The sequence below is a fragment of the Microbacterium sp. CCNWLW134 genome (assembly GCF_037083565.1).
Taxonomy (GTDB): Bacteria; Actinomycetota; Actinomycetes; order Actinomycetales; family Microbacteriaceae; genus Microbacterium.
The window spans coordinates 21,942-44,761 of record NZ_JBAOJU010000001.1; the positions used below are offsets into that span (position 1 = coordinate 21,942).

Genomic DNA, 22,820 nt, shown 5'->3' on the forward strand with positions numbered 1-22,820 from the left:
TGCGGGGACGCTGTCGGGGGCGGGCGTCATCGCGCACCCCCGGGAGAGAGGCGGCGCAGGACCAGACGTTCGAGCGCCGCGGTGGCCAGGAAGAACACGAGCCCCAGCGCGATGGCTGCGGCGACGTAGGCCCACGCGCGCGCATAGGCGCTCGTGGCCGCCGAGGTGGAGATGAAGCTCCCCAGGCCTCCGCGGGGCCCGCCGAAGTACTCGGCCACCAGGGCGGAGATGACCGCGAGCGAGCTGGCGATCCGGATGCCGGTGAGAAGGAACGGCGCGGCCGTCGGGAGCGTCACCACGCGGAAGGCCTGCGATGAGCTGGCGGCGTAGCTGCGCATGAGGTCGCGGTGCACAGGTCGGGTCTGACGAAGGCCGCGGAGGGTGTTGACGAAGACGGGAACGAACGACGCCAGGGCCGCGATCGCCTGCCGCCCGAACTGGCTGTCGGCACCGAACATCGAGTTCAGGACCGGGGCCAGCGCCACGATCGGCACGACGGCGAGCGCGGCGACGACCGGCGCCGACATCCCGTCGACGGCCTGCCACCGTGCAGCGAGGGCCGCCAGCACCACGGCGAGGACGGTGCCGACGACGAGTCCGAGCAGCGCGTTCGTGCCGGTGACGAAGGTCGCGTCGGCGATCGCGGGGGCGAAGGCGATGAACTCCTCCGCGATGGCCGCGGGACTGGGAAGCAGGTAGTCCGAGACGCCGACGACCCCGACGAGCAGCTGCCACACGCCGAGGAAGACCAGCCCGACGACGATCGGGGCGATGATCCGGAGGCGCTCGGCGGTCGCGGCTGTCATCGCATCTCCCGGGTCGCGGCGCGCTCGCCGTCGGTCTCGCCGTGGAGGGCCGCGCGCACCGCGGTGACGCTGTCGAAGAAGACGGATGCCTCGCGCAGGGCCTCATCGCGACGGGTGGCCCCGAAGCTCACATCCACCACCGAGGTGATCCGTCCCGGGCGCGGCGACATCACGACCACCCGATCCGAGAGGAAGACCGCCTCGGGGATGGAGTGGGTGACGAAGACCACGGCCGCGCCGGTCTCGGTCGCGATGCGCGCGAGCTCGGTCTGCATGCGCTCGCGCGTCATCTCGTCCAAGGCGCCGAACGGCTCATCCATCAGCAGCAGCCGCGGCTGTTCGGCGAGGGCGCGCGCGATCGCGACACGCTGCTGCATCCCTCCTGACAGCTGGTCCGGGTACCGGTCGGCGAAGTCGGTGAGGCCGACCATCTCGGTGAGCTCGGCCACGCGCGCTCGCCGATCGGCGGCGCCGACGCCGTGGATCTCGAGGGGCAGAGCGATGTTCGCCGCCACGGTGCGCCAGGGGAGGAGGCCCGCCTGCTGGAAGGCGATGCCGTAGTCCTGGTCGCGGCGGGCGCGGGAGGGGTCTTTGCCGAAGACCTCGATGCGCCCCGATGACGCGGTGTCGAGGTCGGCGATGAGACGCAGGAGCGTCGACTTGCCGCAGCCGGACGGGCCGATCAGCGAGACGAACTCGCCGGGGGCGACGGTGAGGTCGACGGCGGTGAGGGCGTGCACCTCACCCGACGCCGAGGCGAAGGTCTTGGTCACGTCGGTGACCGAGACCGCTGCTGTCGTGGTGACCGGTGGGGCGGTGGGGGTGGGGGCGCTCATGCGGTGACCTCGCCTCGTCGATAGTTCTTCAGGATGACGCCGAGGACCGCGATCGACCCGGCGGCGATGAGCCCGAGGGCCACAGCGCCGAAGATCGGGCCCCAGGCCTTGGCGGGGTCGCCCGAGGCCTGGCCGGCGAACTGGATGAGGAGCCGGCCGATCCCGCCCTGGAGGCCCGTGGACACCTCGGCGACGACCGCGCCGACCACGGCGTTCGCCGCCCCGAGGCGCAGGGCCGGCAGGAGGTAGGGCACCGCGGCGGGGAGCCGCAGGCGCCAGAGGGTCTGCCAGTATCCGGCGGAGTAGGTGTGGAAGAGCTCGGCATGGAGGCGTTCGGGGGACTGCAGCCCGCGGAGGGCGCCGACGGCGATGGGGAAGAACGCGAGGTACGAGGCGATGACGGCCACCGACATCCAGTCCTGCCACTGGGCGCCTGCGATCTCGATCCGCGATCCCCAGCTGCGGACGATCGGCGCGAAGGCGATCAGCGGAACGGTCTGGCTGAGGATGATCCAGGGGAGAAGTCCCCACTCCGCCAGCTGCCAGCGCTGCATCACCAGGGCGAGCGCCATGCCGACCACGAGGCCCACGAGCCATCCGGCCGCTGCGATCCCCAGCGTGGTGAGGGCGGCGAGGGCCACCGCCGCCCAGAGCGGCGGAGAGCCGTCCTGCCGGGTGACGGGTTCTGCGAGACGGATCACCATGTCCCAGACGTGGGGCATCGCGAGGTCGGTGGTGCGCGGGAGGACGCGCACGTCGCCGACGAGCACCCCGTTCTCGGGCGCCAGGAGCTTGTACGCCTCCCACAGCAGGATGACCGCGGCGACCCCGACGACGCCCCACAGCCACGCCGCGCCCCGGCGGCCACCGCGTGGCCCGCCGGGGCGTGCGGCCCGGACAGATGTGGACCGGCTGGCGGCGGTGACGACGTCGGGCGCGACATCCGTTCTCGTCATCCCGACCTCACTTCTTGGCCGCCACGTGCGCCTGCAGAGCCGGGATCACGGTCTCGCCGTAGACGCGGAGGGTCTCCTCCTTGTTGTCGTGCTGCAGGTACCCCGCGAACTGGGTGACTCCGAGGGCCCGGAGCTGCTCGAGTTTGGCGATGTGCTCCTCGGCGGTGCCGAGGATGCAGAACCGCTCGACGATCTCGTCGGGCACGAAGTCGACGTGGTCGTTGTCGGCCTTGCCGTGGGTGTTGTAGTCGTACCCGGTGCGCCCCGCGATGTAGTCGGTGAGGGCGTCGGGAACGGCCCCGTGCTGACCGTACTTGGCCACGATGTCGGCGACGTGGTTGCCGACCATGCCCCCGAACCACCGGCACTGCTCGCGCATGTGCGCGCGGTCGGTGCCGATGTACATCGGAGCGGCCACGCAGAACGCGATGCTGTCGGGATCGCGTCCGGCTGCCTCCGCGGCGTCCCGCACGGTCGTGATCATCCACGCGGCGATGTCGACGTCGGCCAGCTGCAGGATGAAGCCGTCGCCGACCTCGCCGGTGAGCTTCAGGGCGAGCGGACCGTAGGCGGCGACCCACACATCGAGCTCCGACCCGCGGCTCCAGGGGAACTGCAGGGTCGCACCGTTGTACTCCACCGGGCGCGAGTTGCCGAGCTCGCGGATGACGTGGATCGACTCCCGCAGCTCCTTCAGCGTCGTGGGCTTGCCGTTCGTCACCCGCACGGCCGAGTCACCCCGGCCGATGCCGCAGATGGTGCGGTTGCCGTACATCTCGTTGAGGGTCGCGAACACCGAGGCGGTGACCGTCCAGTCGCGGGTGGCGGGGTTCGTCACGAACGGCCCGACGATCACGCGCTTGGTCTCGGCGAGGATCGCCGAGTGGATGACGTACGGCTCCTGCCACAGCAGGTGCGAGTCGAAGGTCCACACGTGACTGAACCCGTGCGCCTCGGCGAGCTTGGCCAGCTGCACCGTGCGGGCCGCGGGCGGATTGGTTTGCAGGACGACACCGAAATCCATGGCCGTCACACCAGGTACTGGCTGAGGCCACGGCGCAGGTACTGCCCGTCGCCCTTGCCGCCGTGGTAGGTGCCGCCGTCGACGATGACCTTGCCCCGGGAGATGACGGTGTCGACGTGCCCGTCGATCTCGAAGCCCTCCCACGCCGAGTGATCCATGTTCATGTGGTGGCTGGCCGCAGAGATGGTGGTGTGCCCGTGGGGGTCGTAGACCACGACGTCGCCGTCGGCGCCGGGCTGGATCACCCCCTTCTTGCCGTACAGGCCGAACATCCGCGCCGGCGTCGTGGAGGTCAGTTCCACCCAGCGCTCGAGCGTGATCTTCCCGGTGACGACGCCCTGGTACATCAGGTCCATGCGGTGCTCGACCGAGCCGATCCCGTTGGGGATCGCGCGGAAGTCATCCTTCCCCAGCTCCTTCTGCCCCTTCATGCAGAACGGGCAGTGGTCGGTGGAGACCATCTGGATGTCGTTCGTGCGCAGGGCTTGCCACATGTGGTGCTGATGGCCCTCGCTGCGGCTGCGCAGCGGCGTGGAGCACACCCACTTCGCGCCCTCGAACTGACCCCACTCCTCGCTGAAGGCGCCCAGCTGCTCCTCGAGCGAGAGGTAGAGGTACTGGGGGCAGGTCTCGCCGAAGACGTTCCAGCCCTGATCGCGGGCCCAGGCCAGCTGGTCGACGGCCTGCTTGGCGCTGACGTGCACCACGTACAGCGGGGCGCCGGTGAGGTTCGCCAGCATGATCGCGCGGTGGGTGGCCTCCTCCTCCATCTGCCATGCGCGGGCGATGCCGTGGTAATACGGCGCCTTCTTGCCGACCTCGGCGAGCTGGGCGGCCAGCACGTCGATGGCGGGGCCGTTCTCGGCGTGCATCATCGTCAGCAGGCCCGTGTCGGCCGACTTCTGCATCGCCCGCAGGATCTGGGCGTCGTCGGAGTAGAACACCCCGGGGTAGGCCATGAAGAGCTTGAAGCTCGTCACCCCCTCGTCGATGAGGGAGTCCATCGCCCGGAGCGAGTCGTCGTCGACCCCGCCGATGATCTGGTGGAACCCGTAATCGATCGCGCAGTTGCCGGCGGCCTTCTCGTGCCACGCGGCGAGTCCGTCTTCGACGCGCTCGCCGTAGCGCTGCACGGCGAAGTCGATGATGCTCGTCGTCCCGCCCCATGCTGCGGCACGCGTGCCGGTCTCGAAGGTGTCCGAGGCGGCGGTGCCCCCGAACGGCAGCTCCATGTGGGTGTGGGCGTCGATGCCGCCCGGGATCACGTACTTGCCGGTCGCGTCGATGACGGTGTCCACGGATGCCGCCAGGTCGGTGCCGAGCAGCTGCGAACCGGGTGCCAGCACCGCGACGATGGTCTCGCCGTCGATGAGCACGTCGGCGTCGCCGCGGCCGGTCGCGGAGACGACGGTGCCTCCGGTGATGAGTGTGGTGGTCATGAAGTGATCTCCTTGGTTGTTGCTGCGCGGCGCAGGCAGCGCCGACGCATGCCCCCGCGTCGGCCTTCGGCTGGCGCTCCCGCCAGACCCGATGCCAGCGTCGGCGCTGCCTGCGCCGCTCCGCTCGTCCGCGTGCTCATGTCGATGGGTATGGATGTCAGGGGCGGGCGATCTTCGTGTAGGAGTCGGGGCGACGATCGCGGTAGAACTGCCAGTCGTCGCGCATCTCCCGCACCATCTCCATGTCGAGGTCGCGCACGAGGATCTCCTCCTCGGTGCCCGAACCGCGCTCGCCGACGAAGTTCCCCCGCGGGTCGATCACCTGGCTGGTGCCGTAGAAGTCCACCGCGAGGTCGCCGTACTCGTTGTCCTCGCGGCCCACCCGGTTGGGCTGCAGCACGAAGTAGCCGTTGGCGACCGCGGCCGCGGGCCCCTCCACCTCCCAGAGCCGGTTCGACAGGCCGGGCTTGGTGGCGTTGGGGTTGAACACCATGTGCGCGTCGTTCAGGCCGAGTTCGCGCCACCCCTCCGGGAAGTGCCGGTCGTAGCAGATGTACATGCCGATCCGGCCGACAGCGCTGTCGAAGACGGGGTAGCCGAGGTTTCCCGGACGGAAATAGAACTTCTCCCAGAACCGGTCGAGGTGGGGGAGGTGGTGCTTGCGGTACTTCCCGAGGATGGTGCCGTCGGCATCGACCAGAACCGCGGTGTTGTAGTACACCCCGGTCTCGGCCTCCTCGTAGATGGGCAGGACCATCACGGTGCCCAGCTCCTTGGCGAGCGCGGCGAAGCGCTGCACGATCGGGCCGTCGGCGGCCTCGGCGAAGCGGTAGTACTTCTTGTCCTGCGTGATCCCGAAGTAGGGCCCGTAGAACAGCTCCTGGAAGCACACCACCTGTGCGCCCTGTGCGGCGGCATCCCGAGCGAAGCCCTCGTGCTTGTCGAGCATCGACTCCTTGTCGCCGGTCCAGGTGGTCTGTGTGATCGCTGCGCGCACCGTCGTCATCTACGCATCTCCATCCGTGTCGTCCAGTACTTCTTCGTGCTGACGCCGACGGGGACCGGTGTCGGGACCGTCCGGTGAGTACTCACCCCGTGGACTGATCCTTCTTCCCGGACGTTTCCCGCCGGTTTCGGCCTGTGTCCGGACAGTAAAGCCTCGGCCGCGCGCCCACAAGGGGCGGTGTCCGCGTCGCGGAGATACATCGGAGGGCGGATGCCACGCGGCATCCACTCCTCTAGCGTGAAACGGTGTTCCGACCGCTTCGTCCCCTCCAGACCGCGACCGACATCGCGCTGGCGGCCGGCTTCTTCTTCGTCGCCGTCGTCTTCGAGCTGAACGCGGGTGTCGGGGTGCTCGGGCCACCCACCGGGACGCTGACCGTGCTCGGGGTCGTCGGTTACGTGCTGCTGTTCAGCGTGGCGCTGGGGTTCCGCCGGTTCTCGCCGGGGGTGGCGCTGGCACTGGCGTGGGCGGGCGCTGTTCTGCAGATGAGCCTGCTGCGCGGGCCGAGCCTGGTCGACGTCGCGATCTTCGGCGTGCTCTACGCCACGGCGGCCTACGGCAGCATCCGCGTGTTCTGGGCCGGGCTCGCGTCGGCGGTGACGGGCGCCATCGTGATCACCCTCTATCTGTACCTCGGGCCGCTCTCCTCGGCGCCCCTCGACCTGTCGGTGCTGCCCATCGCGGTGATCGTGCTCGGAGGAGCGACCTTCGCGCTGATGCTCGCCTGGACCTGCGGAGCCCTCGTACGCACCGCGCGGCGCGCGCGCGAGAACCGCCTCGCCCAGGAGCGCGCCGAGGAGGAGGCGCGGTCGGAGTTCGAGCGCGCGCGGATCGCGCGCGACATGCACGACGTCGTCGCCCATTCGCTGGCGGTGGTCGTCGCTCAGGCCGATGGGGCGCGGTACGCCGCCGCGGCCGATCCGCAGGCGGCGACCGCCGCCCTGCAGACGATCTCGTCGACGGCTCGCGCCGCGCTCGCCGACGTGCGGCTGCTGCTGACGCAGCTGCGCCACAGCCAGGGCGACGGCCCGCAGCCGAGCCTGGCCGACCTCGAGGAGCTGTGGGCGCAGGTGCGCGCCGCGGGTGTCGACCTGCGCGTCGACATCGACCCCGCCCCGCCGGGCGAGCCGCCGGCATCGGTGCAGATCGCCGTGTACCGCATCCTGCAGGAGGCGCTGACGAACGCGCTCCGGCACGGGGAGGCGGGCGGCCCGGTCGACGTGCAGCTGTCGTGGGGCGCGAAGCGTGTCGACCTCACCGTGAGCAACCCCGTCGCGGCCGGGTCATCGGTCCCGACCCGCACGGGGCACGGGGTGATCGGCATGCGCGAGCGCACCCAGCTCGCGGGCGGAGAGTTCTCCGCGGCAGAGGAGACTGGCGCGTTCACCGTACGGGCCTGGATCCCGGTGGAGGTTCCGGCATGACCCGCTCCCGGCCGCGCACCCCTCGGCCGCGCACGACCGCGGGTCGCGCGAAGGGGACAAGGCCGTGATCCGCGTCGTGCTGGTCGACGATCAGGCGCTCTTCCGGGCGGGGATTCGCATGGTTGTCGACTCTCAGCCCGACCTCGAGGTCGTCGGCGAAGCCGCCGACGGACGCGAGGCGCTCGCGGTCGTGCGGTCGGCGCGGCCCGACGTGGTGCTGATGGACATCCGGATGCCGGTGATGGACGGCCTCGCCGCCACCGCCGAACTGCTGCGTGATCCCGATCCGCCGCGGGTGGTGATGCTGACCACGTTCGACCTCGACGAAGCTGCGGCGCGGGCGATCCGCGGGGGCGCGAGCGGATTCCTGCTGAAAGACGCCGACCCCGAGTTCCTGCTGGCCGCGATCCGCACCGTGCATGCGGGGTCGGCGGTGATCGCCGCCTCGGCGACCCGTGATCTGTTCGCCCGTTTCGCCGATGCCGCGCCGCGGGCAGTACCGGCCGCGTTCGGCGAGCTGACCGAGCGCGAACGCGAGATCTTCGCGCTCGCCGCGCGCGGGCTCTCCAACGCCGAGATCGCCGCCCGGGAGTACCTCTCGGAGGCCACGGTCAAGACGCACATCAGTCGCATCCTGACCAAGCTCGCGCTCCGCGATCGCGTGCAGCTGGTGGTCTTCGCCTTCGAACACGGCCTCGCCTGAGCGCAGCGCGTCGAAACGCCCCGCGCCCGACCAGCAGGGCCGCCCCGCGTCATCCTTCCGATGTACACGGATCGGCCGCGGGGCCGACGCGCCCGCACCCCGCTGATTCCTAGCGTCGAAGGCATGCACATCTCCTCCACAGACCTGGGACTGGCTGCCCGGGTGCAGCAGCTGACCAAGACCTACGGCACGGGCGACAGCGCGGTACGCGCGCTCGACGGCGTGACCATCGGCATCCGCCGCGGCGAGTTCACCGCGATCATGGGGCCGTCCGGCTCGGGCAAGTCCACGCTCATGCACGTCATGGCAGGACTCGACGCCCCGACGTCGGGCCGTGCGTGGCTCGGCGACACCGAGATCACCGGCCTGACCGACCTCGAGCTCACCATCCTGCGGCGCCGGCGCGTCGGGTTCGTCTTCCAGGCGTTCAACCTCGTGCCCACCCTCGACGCCCTGGGCAACATCCTCCTGCCCTTCGACCTCGACGGAAGGCGTCCCTCTGCGCTTGAGCGCGCGCGCATCGACCGGCTCGTCGCATCGCTCGGGCTTGCCTCTCGGCTCGGCCACCGTCCGCACCAGCTCTCGGGCGGCCAGCAGCAGCGCGTCGCGATCGCCCGCGCCCTCGCCACCGCCCCCGACGTGGTGTTCGCCGACGAGCCGACCGGCAACCTCGATTCCCGCAGCGGCCGCGAGGTGCTGCGCCTCCTCGCCGATGCCAGCCGGGAGCACGGCCAGTCCATCGCGATGGTCACCCACGACCCTGTGGCAGCCAGCCACGCCGACCGCGTGATCGTGCTCGGCGACGGCCGCATCGCCGCCGACAAGCCGCGACAGAGCGCCGAGGAGATCTCGGCCTTCCTCCTCGCCGGCGAGCTGTCGGGCCCCGCATCCGCGCAGGTGACGGCATGAGCGCGGTCGCCCTGGCGGACGACAGAACAGACCGGATGTCGCGGACCGCCGCCCCGCGATGGGCGTTCCTGCGCGAACGCGGCATGGGCGCGAGCATCCTCGTCGCCGGCATCTCGAGCGCCTTCGGTGTTCTCCTCGTCTCGGTCACGGGGTTCCTCGCTGCGATCCTCCGCGCCGACCCCTACCTCGGAGACAGCGGGACGCTGGCGTTCGTGCTGAGCTTCCTCACCGTCATCCTCGTCGGCGTCGCGGTCTACGTGGCCGGGATCGTCACCGCGAACACCTTCGCCACGGTGATCGCCGGGCGCACCCGACAGATCGCGCTCATGCGCCTCATCGGCGCCTCGGCGCGCGCGCAGCGTCAGGAGGTCGCCCGGCAGGGACTCGTCGTCGGCGTCATCGGCGCTCTCGGCGGCCTCGTCGCCGGTACCGGCGTCGCCGCGCTCGGCGTGGTCGTCGGCACCGAGCTGCTCGGGCTCGACGGCGTCTCGTACGGTGTCGTCACCGGAGAACTGCTCGTGCCCGCGACGATCGTCGCGCTCACCACCTGGGTCGCGGCGTGGGCCGGATCGCGGCGGGTGCTGACCGTCACCCCGATGCAGGCCCTCGGGGGCGCCGTCGAGGTCACGCGTGAGGAGGTCGTCCGTCGCACCGGGCGCAACCTCACCGCCGTCGCGCTGTTCGCGGTCGGCGGTGCGCTCCTCGCGGCCGGCATCGCGCTCGGGCTCGTCACTCCGCTGGGGGTCGCGGTCGCGTTCATCGGCGGCATCTTCTCCTTCACCGGCATCGCGCTGGGGGCGAGCCTTCTCATGCCGCCGGTCCTGCGGCTGATCGGTCGGCTGTTCGGCGGGTCGGCCACGGCGCGGCTGGCCGCCGAGAACGCGCTCCGCTACCCCGAGCGCTCGAGCCGTATGGCGATCGGGGTGGTGATGGGGGTGACGCTCGTGACGATGTTCGCCGTGGCCATCGAGTCGACCAAGGCCGTGCTCACCGCGTCGGCGGGCGGTGAGCTGCCGAGCGAGATGGCAGCGGTGCTCGACACCTTCGCCGCGGTGATGATGGTGCTCGTCGCGATCTCGGCGGTGATCGCCGCCGTGGGTCTGGTCAACCTCCTCACCCTGGGCGTCGTGCAGCGCCGTCGCGAGCTCGGACTCCTCCGCGCCCTCGGCCTGACGGCGCCCCAGGTGCGCCGGGTCGTGCTGCTCGAAGCCGCGCACCTCACCATCGCCGCCCTCGCGACCGGTCTCGTCCTCGGCGTCGCCTACGGGTGGGCCGGCGCGCAGTCGCTGCTCGGCTCTGTGCCCGGCGACCCGAGCCTTCCGCCGGGGCCGGCCTTCGTGTGGCCGGCGGTGCCGCTCGTTCCGGTGCTCATCGTGGTCGCGGCGACCGCGGTGCTCACCCTCGTGGCCGCGGTGGTGCCCACGCGCCTTGCGACGCGGGTCGCGCCGGTCGAGGCGCTCGCCGAGTGACGTGCCGCGCGCGCCGCACCACCCGCGGCCGGGGTGGGTGCGGCGGCTGCGACGAATCGAGCGGGGCGGGCGGTCAGGCGCCCGCCGCCGGATCCTCCGGTGCCGGCTCGTGCGCCCACGTCGGGGCGAGTGCGCGGATGCGTGCCGCGCGCCACTGCCACGCCGCCCAGAGGCCCGGCCAGAGCACCGGCGCGGCCGCCCCGCCGATGACGAGGCGGTCGCGCCACAGGGTCTTCGTCGGGTCGCCGGGCGCCGGCGACACCGCCATCTGGTGGTCCCAGACGTCGAGGGCCGCGAGCGGCCCGGAGATCGGGATGCCGCTGTCGCGGAAGATGCGGATCGGCCCGTCCGGGCCCTTCATCGTCCGGTCGCTCGCGTGGATGATCTGGCGGCCGAGCGACACCCGCCCGCCGAGGCTCATCTCGACCCCGACCTCCGCTCCCGGCTCCCAGGCGGTCGGGAGCGCGTCGGGTTCGAGGGGTGCCAGCTGCACCAGCGGGCCGTACAGTTCCGCAACCGCGCGCGGGGAGTGCAGCGCCCGCCAGGCGGCATCCGCATCGCAGTCGATGACGAGCTTGAGCATGATCCGCATGTGCCCACTCTGTCATTCCGCGTCGCCCGCCTCGCCCGTTTAGGCTGACGGAATGGCCTCGCCCTTCGATCAGTCCCGGTATCAGGTGCGTCTGGACTGGGGGCTCGACGCCCTCGCGCGCCTCGCGCCCGCCGACATCGTGGTCGTCGTCGACGTGCTCCGCTTCTCCAGCACCGTGATCGACGTGGTCGAGCGAGGCGAGGAGATGATGCTGGATGACGCGGCCTTCGCCGTGTCACTCAACGGCGCTCGGGTCGCCGCGGCCGCAGCCGCCGTCGCAGGCCCCGACCAGACCGGCCCCCACGCGGTCGAGGACGAACCCTCCGGCCCGGTCGTCCTCCTCGCGGGACTTCGCAACGCCTCCGCCGTCGCTCAGGCGATCGCCGATGAGCAGGAGCGCCGTGGCCGCCGCACCTCGATCTCGATCATCCCCGCCGGTGAGCTCGGTCACGGTGGGGCGCCGCTGCGCTTCGCCGTCGAGGATCTCCTCGGTGCGGGCGCCGTCATCGACGCCCTCACCACCCGGGGGATCGACCACTCCTCGCCCGAGGCCGCCACGGCGGGCGAAGCGTTCCGCGGCCTCCGCGGCGCCGTGCGTCACCTCCTCACCGCGAGCGGCTCGGGGCAGGAACTCATCGAGAAAGACCTGCGGCCAGACGTCGTCCGAGCCGCCGAGGTCGATGCCTCAGAAGCGGTGCCGATCGTGCGCGGGGCCCGCATCGTCGGGATCTGACTCGACCGGGGCGGCATCCCCTCGCGGTGTCATCGCCGCCAGCCGGGTCGCCGCCGAGATCTCTCGCCGCGTCCAGGTGAACAGATGACGGCGGTCGAAATGCGGCGCGCACGCGACGCACGACGTCGCCCGCGGCGGGCGCCGATGCCGGTACGCGGTGTGCCCGGCGGGGCACACCCCCACCCACGGCGCGAGCTCGACGGCCGTCTCGCCGTCGTGGGTCGTTCCCCCGACGTAGCCCAGACTTCGCGCGATGCGCTTCCACTCGGCGCCGTGTCCGGCCGCCGGCCCGGCGAGGGCGTGGGCCACCTCGTGCAGCAGCGTCTGGTGATTGGTGTCGTCGTCGTACCGCGCCGACAGGTAGCGCGAGACGCTGATGCGTTTGCGCCGGAAGTCGCAGAGGCCGGCACGCCGCTTGGCGTTGTCGAAGCCGAAGGTCCAGGAGGGGCCGAGATGCTGGTCGATCAGGGCGTTCGCCCAGACGCGCACACGTTCAGGTTCTGACATGCCCGAAACAGTAGAACGTATCTACGACACTCAGCTTGCGACCGACGACCGCATGCGCCGCCGCTCGGACGCATCGATCGCCAACAGCGTCGATTCGAGCTGATCGTCCGGGGCCCCCGACTCCTGCCGGAGGAACAGGGCGCGCTTGAAGTCGGTGCGCGCGGCGTCGTAGTCCTCGCCGTCGTAGCGGGTCTTGCCGCGATGTTGGTACGCGAAGGCCGCGATGCCCGACCAGCCCTGACCATCGGCCTCTTCGGCGCACGCGGTGAGTTCCTGCTCGGCGGCGGCGAGCTGTCCGCGCACCTGCAGCACGGTGGCGTGGAGAATGCGGGCGCGCAGCAGGTCTTTCCGCGTCCCCGCCATCCGGGCCACCCGCACCGACTGCTCCGAGAGCACCAGCGCGTCATCGAGTCGATCGAGCACCTTCAGCAGCCACACCCGTTCGAGCAGAGCCGGCAGGCTCCGCTGCTCGCCGATCTCGTCCAGGCGCCCCTCGCAGCGGACAGGGTCGACCTGCTCCCGCAGGGTGTCGGGGTCGTATCCCAGGATGTAGCTCATGATCGACTCCTTCCACGCTCGAGGGTCCCGCGCCCACGCTCCCCCAGTCTGCGCGACCGCGGCGCCGGCGCCGGCGTGGCACGCCGCAGGGCGGCATCAGGATCGCGATTCACCGTTCGAAGACGGATGCCGCGGGCTTGGGTGACGGCGTCGCGTCGCCGTCGGTCGCGATGCGCGCGCCGCGCGCGAACTCGACGACCTCCTCGCCCTCGGCCACCTTCGCCGGGTGAGGGCCTGCGGCCATCAGCCGCGGCAGCCACTGGGTCGGCAGGGACGTGGGTGAGGCGGCGACGACGAGGTTGCCGAACCGACGACCCTTCAGTGTCTGCACCTCGGCCAGCACGATGACGTGGGGGAGCACCTCGCGCACCGTCGCGACCTGTCGGCGGGCGAAGGCGAGCCCTGCGCCGTCGGCGACGTTGACCAGCAGCACTCCGTCGGGGGCGAGGAGTGCGGCGGCCTCACGGTAGAACTCCACCGTCGTCAGGTGCGCCGGGGTCTGCGCGCCGGCGTAGACGTCGGAGACGAGCACGTCGACGGCGCCGACCAGGGCGCGCGGAAGCCGGGCCAGGCCCTGTCGGGCGTCGCCGATCCGCACCCGGATCGCCGCCCCGCGCGGAAGGGGCAGATGCTCGCGCACGAGGTCGACCAGGGGCTGTTCGAGCTCGATGACCTGCTGGCGCGACCCCGGCCGGGTCGCCTCGATGTACCGCGGCACCGTCAGCGCGCCGGCGCCCAGGTGCACGGCGGTGAGGGGCTGACCCGGGAGCTTCAGGCGGTCGATCACCGCCGCCATCCGCGACACGTACTCGAAGTGCAGGTGCGTGGGGTCGTCGAGGTCGACGTGCGACTGCGGAGTGCCGTCGACGATGAGCTCCCAGCCGGTGTCGTACTCCGACGGCGCGATCATCGCGAGCGTCCCGTCGCCGAGCCGCGCCGAGGGTCGCACCTGTTCCACCCGAGCGCGCGCCATGGCTCAACGCTAGTCCGCGGCATCCCTCCTTCTTCCCCCCAGCCGCCGAAACAGAATCGCAACCTCACCGTGACCATCCGTGCGACGGCGCGCGGGTACGGTCGAGGGATCACACTCCGTGGGCCGGTGCTGTCACACACATCGCTGTGCTCGCGACCCGAAAGGGACCCTCAAAAAGGAAGGTGCAGTACACGATGCTTCACTCAACGAGAAAGCGCCTGCTCGCCGGCGCTGCCGCCATCGCCGTCGGATCGCTGATCCTGACGGCCTGCGCGAGCCAGCGCGAGGAGGGCGGCGGAAGCGAGGAGCCGAGCGACGTCGACTCGACGTTCATCTTCGGCGCCTCCGGTGACGTGTCGAGCCTGGATCCGGCGTTCGCCAGCGACGGCGAATCGTTCCGCGTCTCGCGGCAGATCTTCGAAGGCCTCGTGGGCGTCGAGCCCGGGACGGCCGACCCCGCGCCGCTCCTGGCCAGCAGCTGGGAGCAGTCCGAGGACGGACTGAGCTACACCTTCACCCTCGTGGAGGGCGTGACCTTCCACGACGGCACCCCCTTCAACGCCGAAGCGGTGTGCTTCAACTTCGACCGCCAGAACAACTTCACCGGCATCGCCCAGAGCGAGAGCCTGTCGTACTACTGGGGCAAGCTCATGCGCGGCTACGCCGACACGGGCACCTCGATCTACGGCGGGTGCGAGCCGAACGGCGACACCGAGGTCACCGTCACGCTGACCGAGCCCTTCGCCGGGTTCATCCCTGCGCTGTCGCTCCCCGCCTTCGCGATGCAGAGCCCGACCGCGCTGGAGGAGTACGGCGCCGACGACGTCGGCGGCACTTCCGAGGCCCCGACACTCAGCGAGTACGCCACGGGGCACCCGACCGGCACCGGTCCGTTCCAGTTCGAGTCGTGGGACCCGGGCAGCACCACCACCCTCACCGCCTACGAGGACTACTGGGGCGAGCAGGGCGTCGTCGAGGAGATCATCTTCCAGGTGATCGGCGACACCACCGCGCGGCGCCAGGCGCTGGAATCCGGCAGCATCGACGGCTACGACCTCGTCGCCCCCGCCGACCTCGGCGCGCTGGAGGAGGCGGGCTTCACCCTGATCAACCGCGACCCGTTCAACGTGCTCTACCTCGGCATGAACCAGGCCGTCCCCGAGCTCGCCGACGAGCGCGTCCGCCAGGCGATCGCCCACGCGATCGACAAGGAGCAGCTGATCTCGCAGGTGCTCCCCGAGGGCACCGAGGTCGCCACGCAGTTCATGCCCGACAGCGTGATCGGCTGGAACCCCGACGTCGCCACCTACGAGTACGACCCCGAGCAGGCCCAGGCGCTGCTGGCCGAGGCGGGCTTCGACGAGTCGAACCCCCTCACCATCACGTTCAACTACCCGGTCAACATCTCGCGGCCCTACATGCCCAACCCCGAGCAGATCTTCACCAACCTGCAGTCTCAGCTCGAGGCCGTCGGCATCGTGCTCAACCCCGTCTCGAACGAGTGGGGCGAGTACCTCGACCTCATCCAGGGCGGCAGCGAGCACGGCATCCACCTGCTCGGCTGGACCGGTGACTACAACGACCCCGACAACTTCGTGGGGACCTTCTTCGGCGCACCGTCGAACGAGTGGGGCTTCGACAACGCCGAGATCTTCAGCGCGTTGACCACCGGTCGTGGCCTCGCCACGGCCGAGGAGCAGGAGTCGGCCTACGCCGACGCGAACGCGCAGATCATGGAGTTCCTCCCCGGGATTCCGCTCGCCCACCCGGTGCCGACCCTCGTCTTCGACGAGCGCGTCACCTCGTACCCGGCGAGCCCCGTGCAGGACGAGGTCTACAACCTGGTCGAGCTCTCCGAGTAACGACGATCCGGATGTCGCGGCGCGGCCTCGAACGCCGCGCCGCGACATCCGCTCGTCTTCTCCTCCGCACGACCGCGCCCCCGGCCCCCTTGCCGGAGCCGGGGCGCTCGTCCTCGAAGGCTGCCATCCGTGATACGCACCATCGGCAAGAGGATCCTCTTGCTCATCCCGACGCTGTTCGGGTTGTCCATCCTGCTGTTCCTCTGGGTCCGCGCCCTGCCGGGCGGGCCCGCCGTCGCGCTCCTCGGTGAGCGGGCGACCCCCGAGGCGGTCGCCGAGATCAACCGGCTCTACGGGTTCGACCGGCCGCTGTTCGAGCAGTACATCATCTGGCTCGGGCGCCTGCTGCAGGGCGACTTCGGCACGTCCATCCAGACCGGGCGGGCCGTCACCGAAGAGTTCTGGCGCCGTTTCCCGGCGACCCTCGAGCTCTCCAGCGCCGCGCTGCTCATCGCCGTCGGCGTCGGCATCCCCCTCGGATACTGGGCCGCCCGGCGGCACGGCAAGGCCACCGACCACCTCACCGTGGCCGCGAGCCTCCTCGGCATCACGATCCCGGTGTTCTTCCTCGCGTTCCTGCTGAAGTGGGTGTTCGCGGTGCAGCTGGGCTGGCTGCCGTCGGAGGGTCGGCAGGATCCGCGCATCGATGCGACCCATTACACGAATTTCTACATCCTCGACGGGATCATCACCGGCGAATGGGATGCCGCGTGGGACGCGATCCTTCACCTGATCCTGCCCGCGGTGGCGCTCGCGACGATCCCCCTGGCGATCATCGTGCGGATCACCCGCGCCTCGGTGCTCGAGGTGCAGAACGCCGACTACGTCCGCACCGGCATGGCCAAGGGCGTGCCGCGGGGCACGATCCGCGGGCGGTTCATCCTGCGCAACGCGCTGCTCCCGGTCGTCACGACGGTGGGTCTGCAGACGGGACTGCTCATCTCGGGGGCGGTGCTCACCGAGACGGTGTTCGCCTTCCCCGGCATCGGATCGTTCCTCGCCCGCGCCATCTTCACCCGTGACTTCCCGGTGCTGCAGGGCTTCATCATCTTCATCGCGATCGCGTACGCCCTGATCAACCTGATCGTGGATGTCTCGTACAGCTTCATCGACCCGAGAGTGAGGGTCCAATGACCTCGGCGATGCTTCCCCCCGCCCCCAGCGGCGGGCCGGTCGACGACACCGCGATCGATGATCGGGAGCTGCTGGGCGCGCAGGTGCGCGGCGGCTTCTGGCGCGACGTGTTCCGGCGGCTGCGTCGGAACCCCTCGGCATGGGTGGGGGCGGTCATCATCGCCCTGTTCATCCTCGTCGCCGCCCTCGCGCCCGTGCTCGCGCCCTACGGCCCGACCGACCTGCCGGGCCAGCGGTACATCACACCGACCTACATCCCGGGTCCGGGGGAGCTCCCGCAGTTCCCGCTCGGACTCGACCGCTTCGGCGGCGATGTGCTGTCCAAGCTCATCTGGGGCGCGCAGGCGTCGCTCACGATCGGCGTGGTCTCGACCGCTTTCGGTCTTCTCGGCGGCATGCTGCTCGGCCTCATCGCCGGCGCGTTCGGCGGCTGGGTCGACGTCGTCGTGATGCGCTTCGTCGACATCCTGCTCTCGGTGCCGTCACTGCTGCTGGCGGTGTCGATCGCGGCGATCCTCGGGCAGACCCAGCTGTCGGTGATGATCGCGATCGGCGCCGCGCAGGTGCCGGTGTTCGCGCGGCTTCTGCGGGCGTCGATGCTCCAGCAGCGGTCGGCCGACTACGTGCTGTCGGCCCAGACGCTCGGCCTCGGCCGCGGCAAGATCACGATGAGCCACGTGCTGCCCAACGCCATCGGTCCGGTCATCGTGCAGGGCACGCTGTCGCTGGCGACCGCGGTGATCGAGGCGGCCGCGCTGTCGTTCCTCGGTCTCGGCGGGGGGCTTCCGCAGACCGCGGAGTGGGGGCGCATGCTCACCTACGCGCAGCTCGAGCTCGCGATCGCGCCGTGGCTGGCGTTCCTTCCCGGTGCCTGCATCACGATCACCGCGCTGGGGTTCACCCTGCTCGGCGAGGCGCTGCGCGAAGCGATGGATCCCCGCACCCGCGCCCGCTAGCGCCGCGCCCTCACGCCCGCATCACCTCCCCCGTCACGTTCGGCCCCTCCGCGCGCGGGTGAGGGGCGGATCGTGACGGGGGAGCGAACACCCCCGCGCCTCCCCCGTCACGTTCGGCCCCTCCGCGCGCGGGTGAGGGGCGGATCGTGACGGGGGAGTACCCATCACCGCGAAGGTCGTGCGCCTCCCCCGTCACGTTCGGCCCCGGTCGCGCGCGCGGAGGGGCGGAAGGCGACGGGGGAGCTGCAGGGCAGTGGAGGAGCGGATGCCGCGGCGCGGGGTCAGACCGCGATGTCGAGCTCGTTGCCCGGAATCGAGGCGAGCAGACGCCGCGTGTAGGGGTCGCGCGGGTTGGTGAAGATCTCCTCGCCCGACGCGGCCTCGACGAGGTGCCCGTCCTTCATCACGCAGACGTAGTCGCTGATCAGCCGCACCACCGCGAGGTCGTGGGAGATGAAGAGGTAGCTCAGCCCGTACTCGCGCTGCAGGTCTCGCAGGAGCCGCAGCACCTGATCCTGCACGAGCACGTCGAGCGCCGAGACCGGCTCGTCGCAGACGATCAGCTCGGGAGACAGGGCGAGAGCCCGGGCGATCGCGACGCGCTGACGCTGGCCTCCCGACAGCTCCGACGGGTACCGGCGCATCATCGAGGCCGGCAGCGCCACGTCATCCAGCAGCTGCCGCACCCGCTTGGTGCGCTCGGCCGACGACCCGCGCCGGTAGAACTCCAGCGGCTCCTCGATCAGTCGCTCGATGGTGAACATCGGGTTCAGCGACGAGTAGGGGTCCTGAAAGATCGGCTGCACCTTCTGGCGGAAATCCTTCAGCGCCCGCCCCTTGAGGGTCGACACGTCGACCCCGTCGAACGAGATGGTGCCGCTCGTCGGTTCGACGACCTTCAGCATCATCCGGGCTGTCGTGGTCTTCCCCGACCCCGACTCACCGACGATCGCGACGGTCTGCCCGCGCGGGATCGCGAACGAGACGTCCTTCACGGCGACGAAGTCGTCCTTCTGTCCCCGCACCGGGAAGACCTTGGTCAGCCCCTCGACCTCGACGATGTGATCCGGGGCCGCCTCGGCACCCGCGCCGGCCGGCGCAGCCGACGCGCTCTCGACGACGGACACGGATGCCGCGGGCGCAGCCGACTCGGCGGCATCCGTCTTCTCGGCCCGGCGGAAGGCCTCGGGACGCAGTCGCACCGCCGCCACCGACGGGGCGGCCTTCACCAGCGCCTGGGTGTACGGCTGCTGCGGGTCTTCGAGGATCTGTCGCGCAGGCCCCTGCTCGACGATGCGCCCGCGGTGCATGACGACCACGCGCGAGGCGCGCTCGGCGGCGAGGCCGAGGTCGTGCGTGATGAGCATCACCGAGGTGCCCGTGTCGCTGGTCATCCGGTCGAGCTGATCGAGGATCGTCTTCTGCACCGTCACGTCGAGCGCGCTCGTGGGCTCGTCGGCGATGAGGAGCTTGGGGTTGCACGCCAGGCCGATCGCGATGAGCGCGCGCTGGCGCATACCGCCCGAGAACTCGTGCGGGTACTGCTTGGCGCGGGCGGCGGCGTCGGGAAGACCCGCCGCCTCGAGGGTCTCGACGACCCTGCGGTCGACGTCCTTGCGCGTCGCCAGGCCGTGCGCGAGGAGGGTCTCGGCCACCTGGGTGCCGATCTTCGCGACCGGGTTGAGGTTCGACATCGGGTCCTGCGGCACGAGGCCGATCGAACGGCCGCGCACCTGGCGCATCACCGACTCGGGGGCTCCGACGAGGTTCTCGCCCTCGAAGAGGATGCTGCCCTGCGTCACCCGCCCGTTGCCCGGGAGGAGACCGATCACCGCCATCGCCGTGGTCGACTTCCCCGACCCCGACTCGCCGACGATCGCGAGGGTCTCACCGGCGGCGAGATCGAGGTCGACGCCTTCGACGGCGTGGACCGTCCCGTCGACGGTGCGGAACTCCACGGCCATGTCGCGGACCTGCAGCAGCGGCGTCCCTGCCGCGGGCCGCTCGAAAGATCGAGGCATCCCCCCATCCTGCCCCGGCGCGGGTCTCGGCGCATCCGGCGCCGGGAGCCTTTACGCATCCGTAACGTTGCCGCGCGGCGTAGCGTGAAGACATGGGCGTGATCGACCTCAATGCCGACCTGGGTGAGACGGTCGACGGGATGCCGACGGCCGACGACGACGCGATGTTCGCCGTCATCTCCAGCGCCAGCATCGCCTGCGGCGGACACGCGGGCGATGAGAGGTCGATGCGCGAGGCGGTGGCGCGCGCGGCTGTTCACGGCGTGGCCGTCGGGGCGCATCCGTCCTATCCCGACCCGGTGAACTTCGGCCGGGTGCCGATGGCGCTCGCTCCCGCAGATCTGCGGGCCGAGGTCGCGGTGCAGCTCCGGTCGCTGGCGACGGCGGGGGCCGACATCCGGTACGTCAAGCCTCACGGGGCCCTCTATCACGCGGTCTCCGCCGACGCGGGGGCGGCGCGGGCGGTGGCCGAGGCGGTCGCCGAGCTCGCCGCGTCGCAGGGACGCGCCGTGCCGATCCTCGGGATGCCGGGGGAGATCGCCTGGGCGGCCGAGTCGGCCGGCCTGCCCTTCGTCGTCGAGGCGTTCCTCGACCGCGGATATCTGCCCGGCGGGGGTCTCGTGCCCCGGGGGCGAGCGGGTGCGGTGCTGGATGACGCGGCGGCGGCTGCGGAGCGGGCGGTCCGGCTGGCGCGATCGGGCGAGGTCGTCGCCGCCGACGGGTCGGTGCTGACCGTCGCGGCGGCGTCGCTCTGCCTGCACGGCGATTCACCGGCCGCGGTGGCGATGGGAGAGGCGGTGCGACGCGCGCTGGATGACGCCGGCGTCGCCGTGCGGGCGCCGTGGTGAACATGCTGCCGATGGGTGACCGCGCGATCCTCGTCGAGGTCGCGGGACTCGACGAGGTGCTGTCGCTTCACGCCCACCTCGTCGCCGCGGTGCCGCCGGGGGTCGTCGACATCGTCCCCGCGGCGCGCACCGTGCTCATCACCGTCGACCCCGCGGTGCTGAGCCTGTCGCGCGCGCGGGCGTGGGTGACGGATGCCACGGCCGCGGCCCCGACGGCGGACGCGCCGGCGGCTCCGGAGGTCGTGGTCGACATCCGCTACGACGGCCCCGACCTCGACGCGACCGCGGCGCTCCTCGGAGTGTCGGCATCGGAGCTCGCGGAGCGCCACGCGGCCGCGACCTGGACCGTCGCGTTCACCGGCTTCGCGCCCGGATTCGGGTACCTCGTCAGCGATGAGTGGCCCTTCGACGTGCCGCGGCTCGACACCCCGCGGACCCGGGTCCCGGCCGGGGCGGTGGGGGTCGCGGGGGTGTTCTCGGGGGCCTACCCGCGCGAGACCCCCGGAGGGTGGCGACTCCTCGGCACGACGGACGCGCCGCTGTTCGACCCTGCGCGCGAGAATCCGGCGCTCCTCGTCCCGGGCATGCGGGTGCGGTTCCGCCCGGTCGCGGGGGGCGAGCGCACCCTCGCCGGGAACGTGCGCACCCTCGCCGGTGAGGACCACACCCTCGCGGGGGAGGAGCGCACCCTCGCGGCGGGAGCGGGAGCGGGGGCGGGGGCAGGGCGGGGGTTCCGCGTCGAGGAGCCGGGGCTGCTCGCCACGGTCCAGGACCTCGGCCGTCCCGGCTCGGCGGCCCTCGGCATCTCCCGCTCGGGGGCGATGGACCGCCGCGCGCTCGGCGCCGCGAACCGTCTCGTCGGCAACCCCGGCGATGCGGCGGCGATCGAGATCACCCTCGGCGGGTTCCGCGCCGTCGCCCTCGCCGACCTGGTGTTCGCCGTCACCGGCGGCGGCGGTCCGCTCCGGCTCGCGGGGCGCGACATCGACCCGTACGTGGCGCACCGCTGGCCCGCCGGCGCCGAGCTCGAGGTCGGGTGGATCGAGCGGGGCGCGCGGGCACTCCTCGCCCTCCGCGGCGGCGTCGACGGGCCGGTGGTCCGCGGGTCGCGGGCCACCGACATCCTCTCGGGTCTCGGGCCCGCCCCCCTCGCCGCGGGCTGCGTGCTGAGCGTCGGCGCCGACCCGAACGCCCCCGTCCCGCCCGCCCCCGACGCGCCATGGGGCGCGCCCGACGGCGACGACCTCGAGATCGACCTCGCGCCGGGGCCGCGCGCGGACTGGTTCACCGACGGTGCCCGCGCGACCCTTTTCGAGGCGACGTGGACCGTCTCGGGCGCCGCCGACCGCGTCGGCATCCGCCTCGACGGTCCGTCTCTCGCCCGCGTGCGCAGCGGCGAACTCCCGAGCGAGGGGATGGTGCCCGGCGCCCTGCAGGTGCCGCCCTCCGGCCGACCGACGATCCTCGGACCCGATGCCCCGGTCACCGGCGGCTACCCTGTGATCGCGGTCGTGGCGGATGCCGCCCGCGACGCTCTCGCCCAGGCCCGGCCGGGCAGCCGCATCCGCTTCCGCCACTCGCGACCGACCGAGTAGGAGGACGCAGCGGAAGTGAGTAGTGATTGCCTAGGTGCTCGCGCAGCGTCGGTCGTAATCTCGGCTTACTGGGGGAATCCGACCACCGGGTGAGGGAGGGCGAGATGAGCGTGTACGACGAGCTGGGGGGCTCGGCGGCCGTCAAAGCCGCCGTCACGGTCTTCTACGACCGTGTGAAGGCAGATCCCGACCTCGCCCGGTGGTTCGAGAACGTCGACCTCGGTCGCCTCAAGGGCCACCAGCGCGCGTTCCTCGCCGCTGCGCTCGGCGGGCCGGAGCTGTTCTCCGGCCGGGGTCTGGAGCATGCGCACGCGGGCCTGGACATCACCGATGACGCCTACGATGCGGTGGTCGAGCACCTCGCCACGACGCTTCACGACCTCGGGGCCGCCGATGATCTGGTCGGCGTCGTCCGCGCCCACCTCGAAGGGTGTCGCGATCAGGTCGTCTCGGCGGTCGTCGTCTGAGG

22 protein-coding genes are annotated in these 22,820 nt (G+C 71.5%); 11 read left to right on the forward strand and 11 right to left on the reverse strand.

The genetic code is table 11. The features are described 5' to 3' along the window. Positions 1-26: 26 nt before the first annotated feature. From V6S02_RS00115 to V6S02_RS00140, 6 genes are all read right to left on the reverse strand, one after another. Entirely contained in the window at positions 27-806 is a 780-nt protein-coding gene (locus V6S02_RS00115; RefSeq protein WP_336399382.1) for an ABC transporter permease, read from the reverse strand. Continuing rightward, positions 803-1,642: an ABC transporter ATP-binding protein gene (locus V6S02_RS00120; protein ID WP_336399383.1), complete on the reverse strand. Its 840-nt coding sequence runs from the start codon at positions 1,640-1,642 to the stop codon at positions 803-805. The genes V6S02_RS00115 and V6S02_RS00120 overlap by 4 nt, the downstream gene beginning before the upstream one ends. After that, on the reverse strand, positions 1,639-2,598 hold the full coding sequence (locus tag V6S02_RS00125) for an ABC transporter permease (protein WP_124291745.1): 960 nt from the start codon (positions 2,596-2,598) through the stop codon (positions 1,639-1,641). Before V6S02_RS00125 ends, V6S02_RS00120 begins: the two co-directional genes overlap by 4 nt. Positions 2,599-2,605: 7 nt before the next feature. Further along, positions 2,606-3,622, reverse strand: a complete 1,017-nt coding sequence (locus V6S02_RS00130; RefSeq protein ID WP_336400751.1) for a TIGR03842 family LLM class F420-dependent oxidoreductase — start codon at positions 3,620-3,622, stop codon at positions 2,606-2,608. A gap of 5 nt (positions 3,623-3,627) precedes the next feature. Then, complete coding sequence (gene hydA, locus V6S02_RS00135; RefSeq protein ID WP_124291744.1) at positions 3,628-5,061, reverse strand: dihydropyrimidinase; 1,434 nt, start codon at positions 5,059-5,061, stop codon at positions 3,628-3,630. Between the two features lie 157 nt (positions 5,062-5,218). Continuing rightward, the gene (locus tag V6S02_RS00140) at positions 5,219-6,067 is read right to left on the reverse strand and encodes a nitrilase-related carbon-nitrogen hydrolase (RefSeq protein WP_336399384.1); all 849 of its coding nucleotides are present in this window, start codon (positions 6,065-6,067) and stop codon (positions 5,219-5,221) included. 245 nt (positions 6,068-6,312) lie between these two features. On the opposite strand from V6S02_RS00140, the gene V6S02_RS00145 reads away from it, so the two are divergent. The 4 genes from V6S02_RS00145 to V6S02_RS00160 all read left to right on the forward strand — a co-directional run bounded on the left by V6S02_RS00145 (position 6,313) and on the right by V6S02_RS00160 (position 10,572). Next, complete coding sequence (locus V6S02_RS00145; protein WP_336399385.1) at positions 6,313-7,491, forward strand: histidine kinase; 1,179 nt, start codon at positions 6,313-6,315, stop codon at positions 7,489-7,491. A gap of 64 nt (positions 7,492-7,555) precedes the next feature. Then, complete coding sequence (locus V6S02_RS00150; RefSeq protein ID WP_336399386.1) at positions 7,556-8,194, forward strand: response regulator transcription factor; 639 nt, start codon at positions 7,556-7,558, stop codon at positions 8,192-8,194. A gap of 123 nt (positions 8,195-8,317) precedes the next feature. Further along, positions 8,318-9,103, forward strand: a complete 786-nt coding sequence (locus V6S02_RS00155) for an ABC transporter ATP-binding protein (RefSeq protein ID WP_336399387.1) — start codon at positions 8,318-8,320, stop codon at positions 9,101-9,103. After that, complete coding sequence (locus V6S02_RS00160; RefSeq protein ID WP_336399388.1) at positions 9,100-10,572, forward strand: ABC transporter permease; 1,473 nt, start codon at positions 9,100-9,102, stop codon at positions 10,570-10,572. The genes V6S02_RS00155 and V6S02_RS00160 overlap by 4 nt, the downstream gene beginning before the upstream one ends. 73 nt (positions 10,573-10,645) lie before the next feature. Here the strand turns inward: V6S02_RS00160 and V6S02_RS00165 are convergent, their stop codons facing one another. Next, positions 10,646-11,164 (reverse strand): hypothetical protein, encoded by a 519-nt coding sequence (locus V6S02_RS00165; protein ID WP_124291739.1) that lies wholly within the window; start codon positions 11,162-11,164, stop codon positions 10,646-10,648. Between the two features lie 52 nt (positions 11,165-11,216). On the opposite strand from V6S02_RS00165, the gene V6S02_RS00170 reads away from it, so the two are divergent. Continuing rightward, positions 11,217-11,897, forward strand: coding sequence for a 2-phosphosulfolactate phosphatase (locus tag V6S02_RS00170; protein WP_336399389.1), 681 nt, complete (start codon positions 11,217-11,219; stop codon positions 11,895-11,897). Here the strand turns inward: V6S02_RS00170 and V6S02_RS00175 are convergent. From V6S02_RS00175 to V6S02_RS00185, 3 genes are all read right to left on the reverse strand, one after another. Further along, positions 11,850-12,404 carry a SprT-like domain-containing protein gene (locus tag V6S02_RS00175; protein ID WP_336399390.1) on the reverse strand — a complete coding sequence of 185 codons (555 nt, stop codon included), beginning with the start codon at positions 12,402-12,404 and terminating at the stop codon, positions 11,850-11,852. The two genes, V6S02_RS00170 and V6S02_RS00175, sit on opposite strands and share 48 nt — an antisense overlap. Positions 12,405-12,434: 30 nt before the next feature. After that, complete coding sequence (locus tag V6S02_RS00180) at positions 12,435-12,962, reverse strand: hypothetical protein (protein ID WP_124291736.1); 528 nt, start codon at positions 12,960-12,962, stop codon at positions 12,435-12,437. 109 nt (positions 12,963-13,071) lie between these two features. Next, on the reverse strand, positions 13,072-13,935 hold the full coding sequence (locus V6S02_RS00185; RefSeq protein WP_336399391.1) for a spermidine synthase: 864 nt from the start codon (positions 13,933-13,935) through the stop codon (positions 13,072-13,074). A gap of 194 nt (positions 13,936-14,129) precedes the next feature. On the opposite strand from V6S02_RS00185, the gene V6S02_RS00190 reads away from it, so the two are divergent. From V6S02_RS00190 to V6S02_RS00200, 3 genes are all read left to right on the forward strand, one after another. After that, positions 14,130-15,797 (forward strand): ABC transporter substrate-binding protein, encoded by a 1,668-nt coding sequence (locus tag V6S02_RS00190; RefSeq protein ID WP_336399392.1) that lies wholly within the window; start codon positions 14,130-14,132, stop codon positions 15,795-15,797. Positions 15,798-15,926: 129 nt separating this feature from the next. After that, complete coding sequence (locus tag V6S02_RS00195) at positions 15,927-16,931, forward strand: ABC transporter permease (RefSeq protein ID WP_336399393.1); 1,005 nt, start codon at positions 15,927-15,929, stop codon at positions 16,929-16,931. Continuing rightward, complete coding sequence (locus V6S02_RS00200) at positions 16,928-17,887, forward strand: ABC transporter permease (protein WP_179558497.1); 960 nt, start codon at positions 16,928-16,930, stop codon at positions 17,885-17,887. The genes V6S02_RS00195 and V6S02_RS00200 overlap by 4 nt, the downstream gene beginning before the upstream one ends. 281 nt (positions 17,888-18,168) lie before the next feature. Here the strand turns inward: V6S02_RS00200 and V6S02_RS00205 are convergent, their stop codons facing one another. Next, positions 18,169-19,908, reverse strand: coding sequence for an ABC transporter ATP-binding protein (locus V6S02_RS00205; RefSeq protein WP_336399394.1), 1,740 nt, complete (start codon positions 19,906-19,908; stop codon positions 18,169-18,171). A 92-nt stretch (positions 19,909-20,000) separates the two neighbouring features. Between V6S02_RS00205 and pxpA the strand changes: the two genes are divergently transcribed. From pxpA to V6S02_RS00220, 3 genes are all read left to right on the forward strand, one after another. Then, the gene (gene pxpA, locus V6S02_RS00210; RefSeq protein ID WP_124291730.1) at positions 20,001-20,756 is read left to right on the forward strand and encodes a 5-oxoprolinase subunit PxpA; all 756 of its coding nucleotides are present in this window, start codon (positions 20,001-20,003) and stop codon (positions 20,754-20,756) included. Between the two features lie 11 nt (positions 20,757-20,767). Further along, positions 20,768-22,351, forward strand: a complete 1,584-nt coding sequence (locus V6S02_RS00215) for an urea amidolyase family protein (RefSeq protein WP_336399395.1) — start codon at positions 20,768-20,770, stop codon at positions 22,349-22,351. 104 nt (positions 22,352-22,455) lie between these two features. Further along, positions 22,456-22,818: a group I truncated hemoglobin gene (locus V6S02_RS00220; RefSeq protein ID WP_336399396.1), complete on the forward strand. Its 363-nt coding sequence runs from the start codon at positions 22,456-22,458 to the stop codon at positions 22,816-22,818. Positions 22,819-22,820: the final 2 nt, after the last annotated feature.

Bases quoted from the DNA above. Each gene is read 5' to 3' on its own strand.
- V6S02_RS00115 (WP_336399382.1), bottom strand. From the start codon at position 806: ATGACAGCCGCGACCGCCGAGCGCCTCCGGATCATCGCCCCGATCGTC.
- V6S02_RS00120 (WP_336399383.1), bottom strand. From the start codon at position 1,642: ATGAGCGCCCCCACCCCCACCGCCCCACCGGTCACCACGACAGCAGCG.
- V6S02_RS00125 (WP_124291745.1), bottom strand. From the start codon at position 2,598: ATGACGAGAACGGATGTCGCGCCCGACGTCGTCACCGCCGCCAGCCGG.
- V6S02_RS00130 (WP_336400751.1), bottom strand. From the start codon at position 3,622: ATGGATTTCGGTGTCGTCCTGCAAACCAATCCGCCCGCGGCCCGCACG.
- hydA (WP_124291744.1), bottom strand. From the start codon at position 5,061: ATGACCACCACACTCATCACCGGAGGCACCGTCGTCTCCGCGACCGGC.
- V6S02_RS00140 (WP_336399384.1), bottom strand. From the start codon at position 6,067: ATGACGACGGTGCGCGCAGCGATCACACAGACCACCTGGACCGGCGAC.
- V6S02_RS00155 (WP_336399387.1), top strand. From the start codon at position 8,318: ATGCACATCTCCTCCACAGACCTGGGACTGGCTGCCCGGGTGCAGCAG.
- V6S02_RS00160 (WP_336399388.1), top strand. From the start codon at position 9,100: ATGAGCGCGGTCGCCCTGGCGGACGACAGAACAGACCGGATGTCGCGG.
- V6S02_RS00165 (WP_124291739.1), bottom strand. From the start codon at position 11,164: ATGCGGATCATGCTCAAGCTCGTCATCGACTGCGATGCGGATGCCGCC.
- V6S02_RS00170 (WP_336399389.1), top strand. From the start codon at position 11,217: ATGGCCTCGCCCTTCGATCAGTCCCGGTATCAGGTGCGTCTGGACTGG.
- V6S02_RS00175 (WP_336399390.1), bottom strand. From the start codon at position 12,404: ATGTCAGAACCTGAACGTGTGCGCGTCTGGGCGAACGCCCTGATCGAC.
- V6S02_RS00180 (WP_124291736.1), bottom strand. From the start codon at position 12,962: ATGAGCTACATCCTGGGATACGACCCCGACACCCTGCGGGAGCAGGTC.
- V6S02_RS00185 (WP_336399391.1), bottom strand. From the start codon at position 13,935: ATGGCGCGCGCTCGGGTGGAACAGGTGCGACCCTCGGCGCGGCTCGGC.
- V6S02_RS00190 (WP_336399392.1), top strand. From the start codon at position 14,130: ATGCTTCACTCAACGAGAAAGCGCCTGCTCGCCGGCGCTGCCGCCATC.
- V6S02_RS00200 (WP_179558497.1), top strand. From the start codon at position 16,928: ATGACCTCGGCGATGCTTCCCCCCGCCCCCAGCGGCGGGCCGGTCGAC.
- V6S02_RS00205 (WP_336399394.1), bottom strand. From the start codon at position 19,908: ATGCCTCGATCTTTCGAGCGGCCCGCGGCAGGGACGCCGCTGCTGCAG.
- pxpA (WP_124291730.1), top strand. From the start codon at position 20,001: ATGGGCGTGATCGACCTCAATGCCGACCTGGGTGAGACGGTCGACGGG.
- V6S02_RS00215 (WP_336399395.1), top strand. From the start codon at position 20,768: ATGGGTGACCGCGCGATCCTCGTCGAGGTCGCGGGACTCGACGAGGTG.
- V6S02_RS00220 (WP_336399396.1), top strand. From the start codon at position 22,456: ATGAGCGTGTACGACGAGCTGGGGGGCTCGGCGGCCGTCAAAGCCGCC.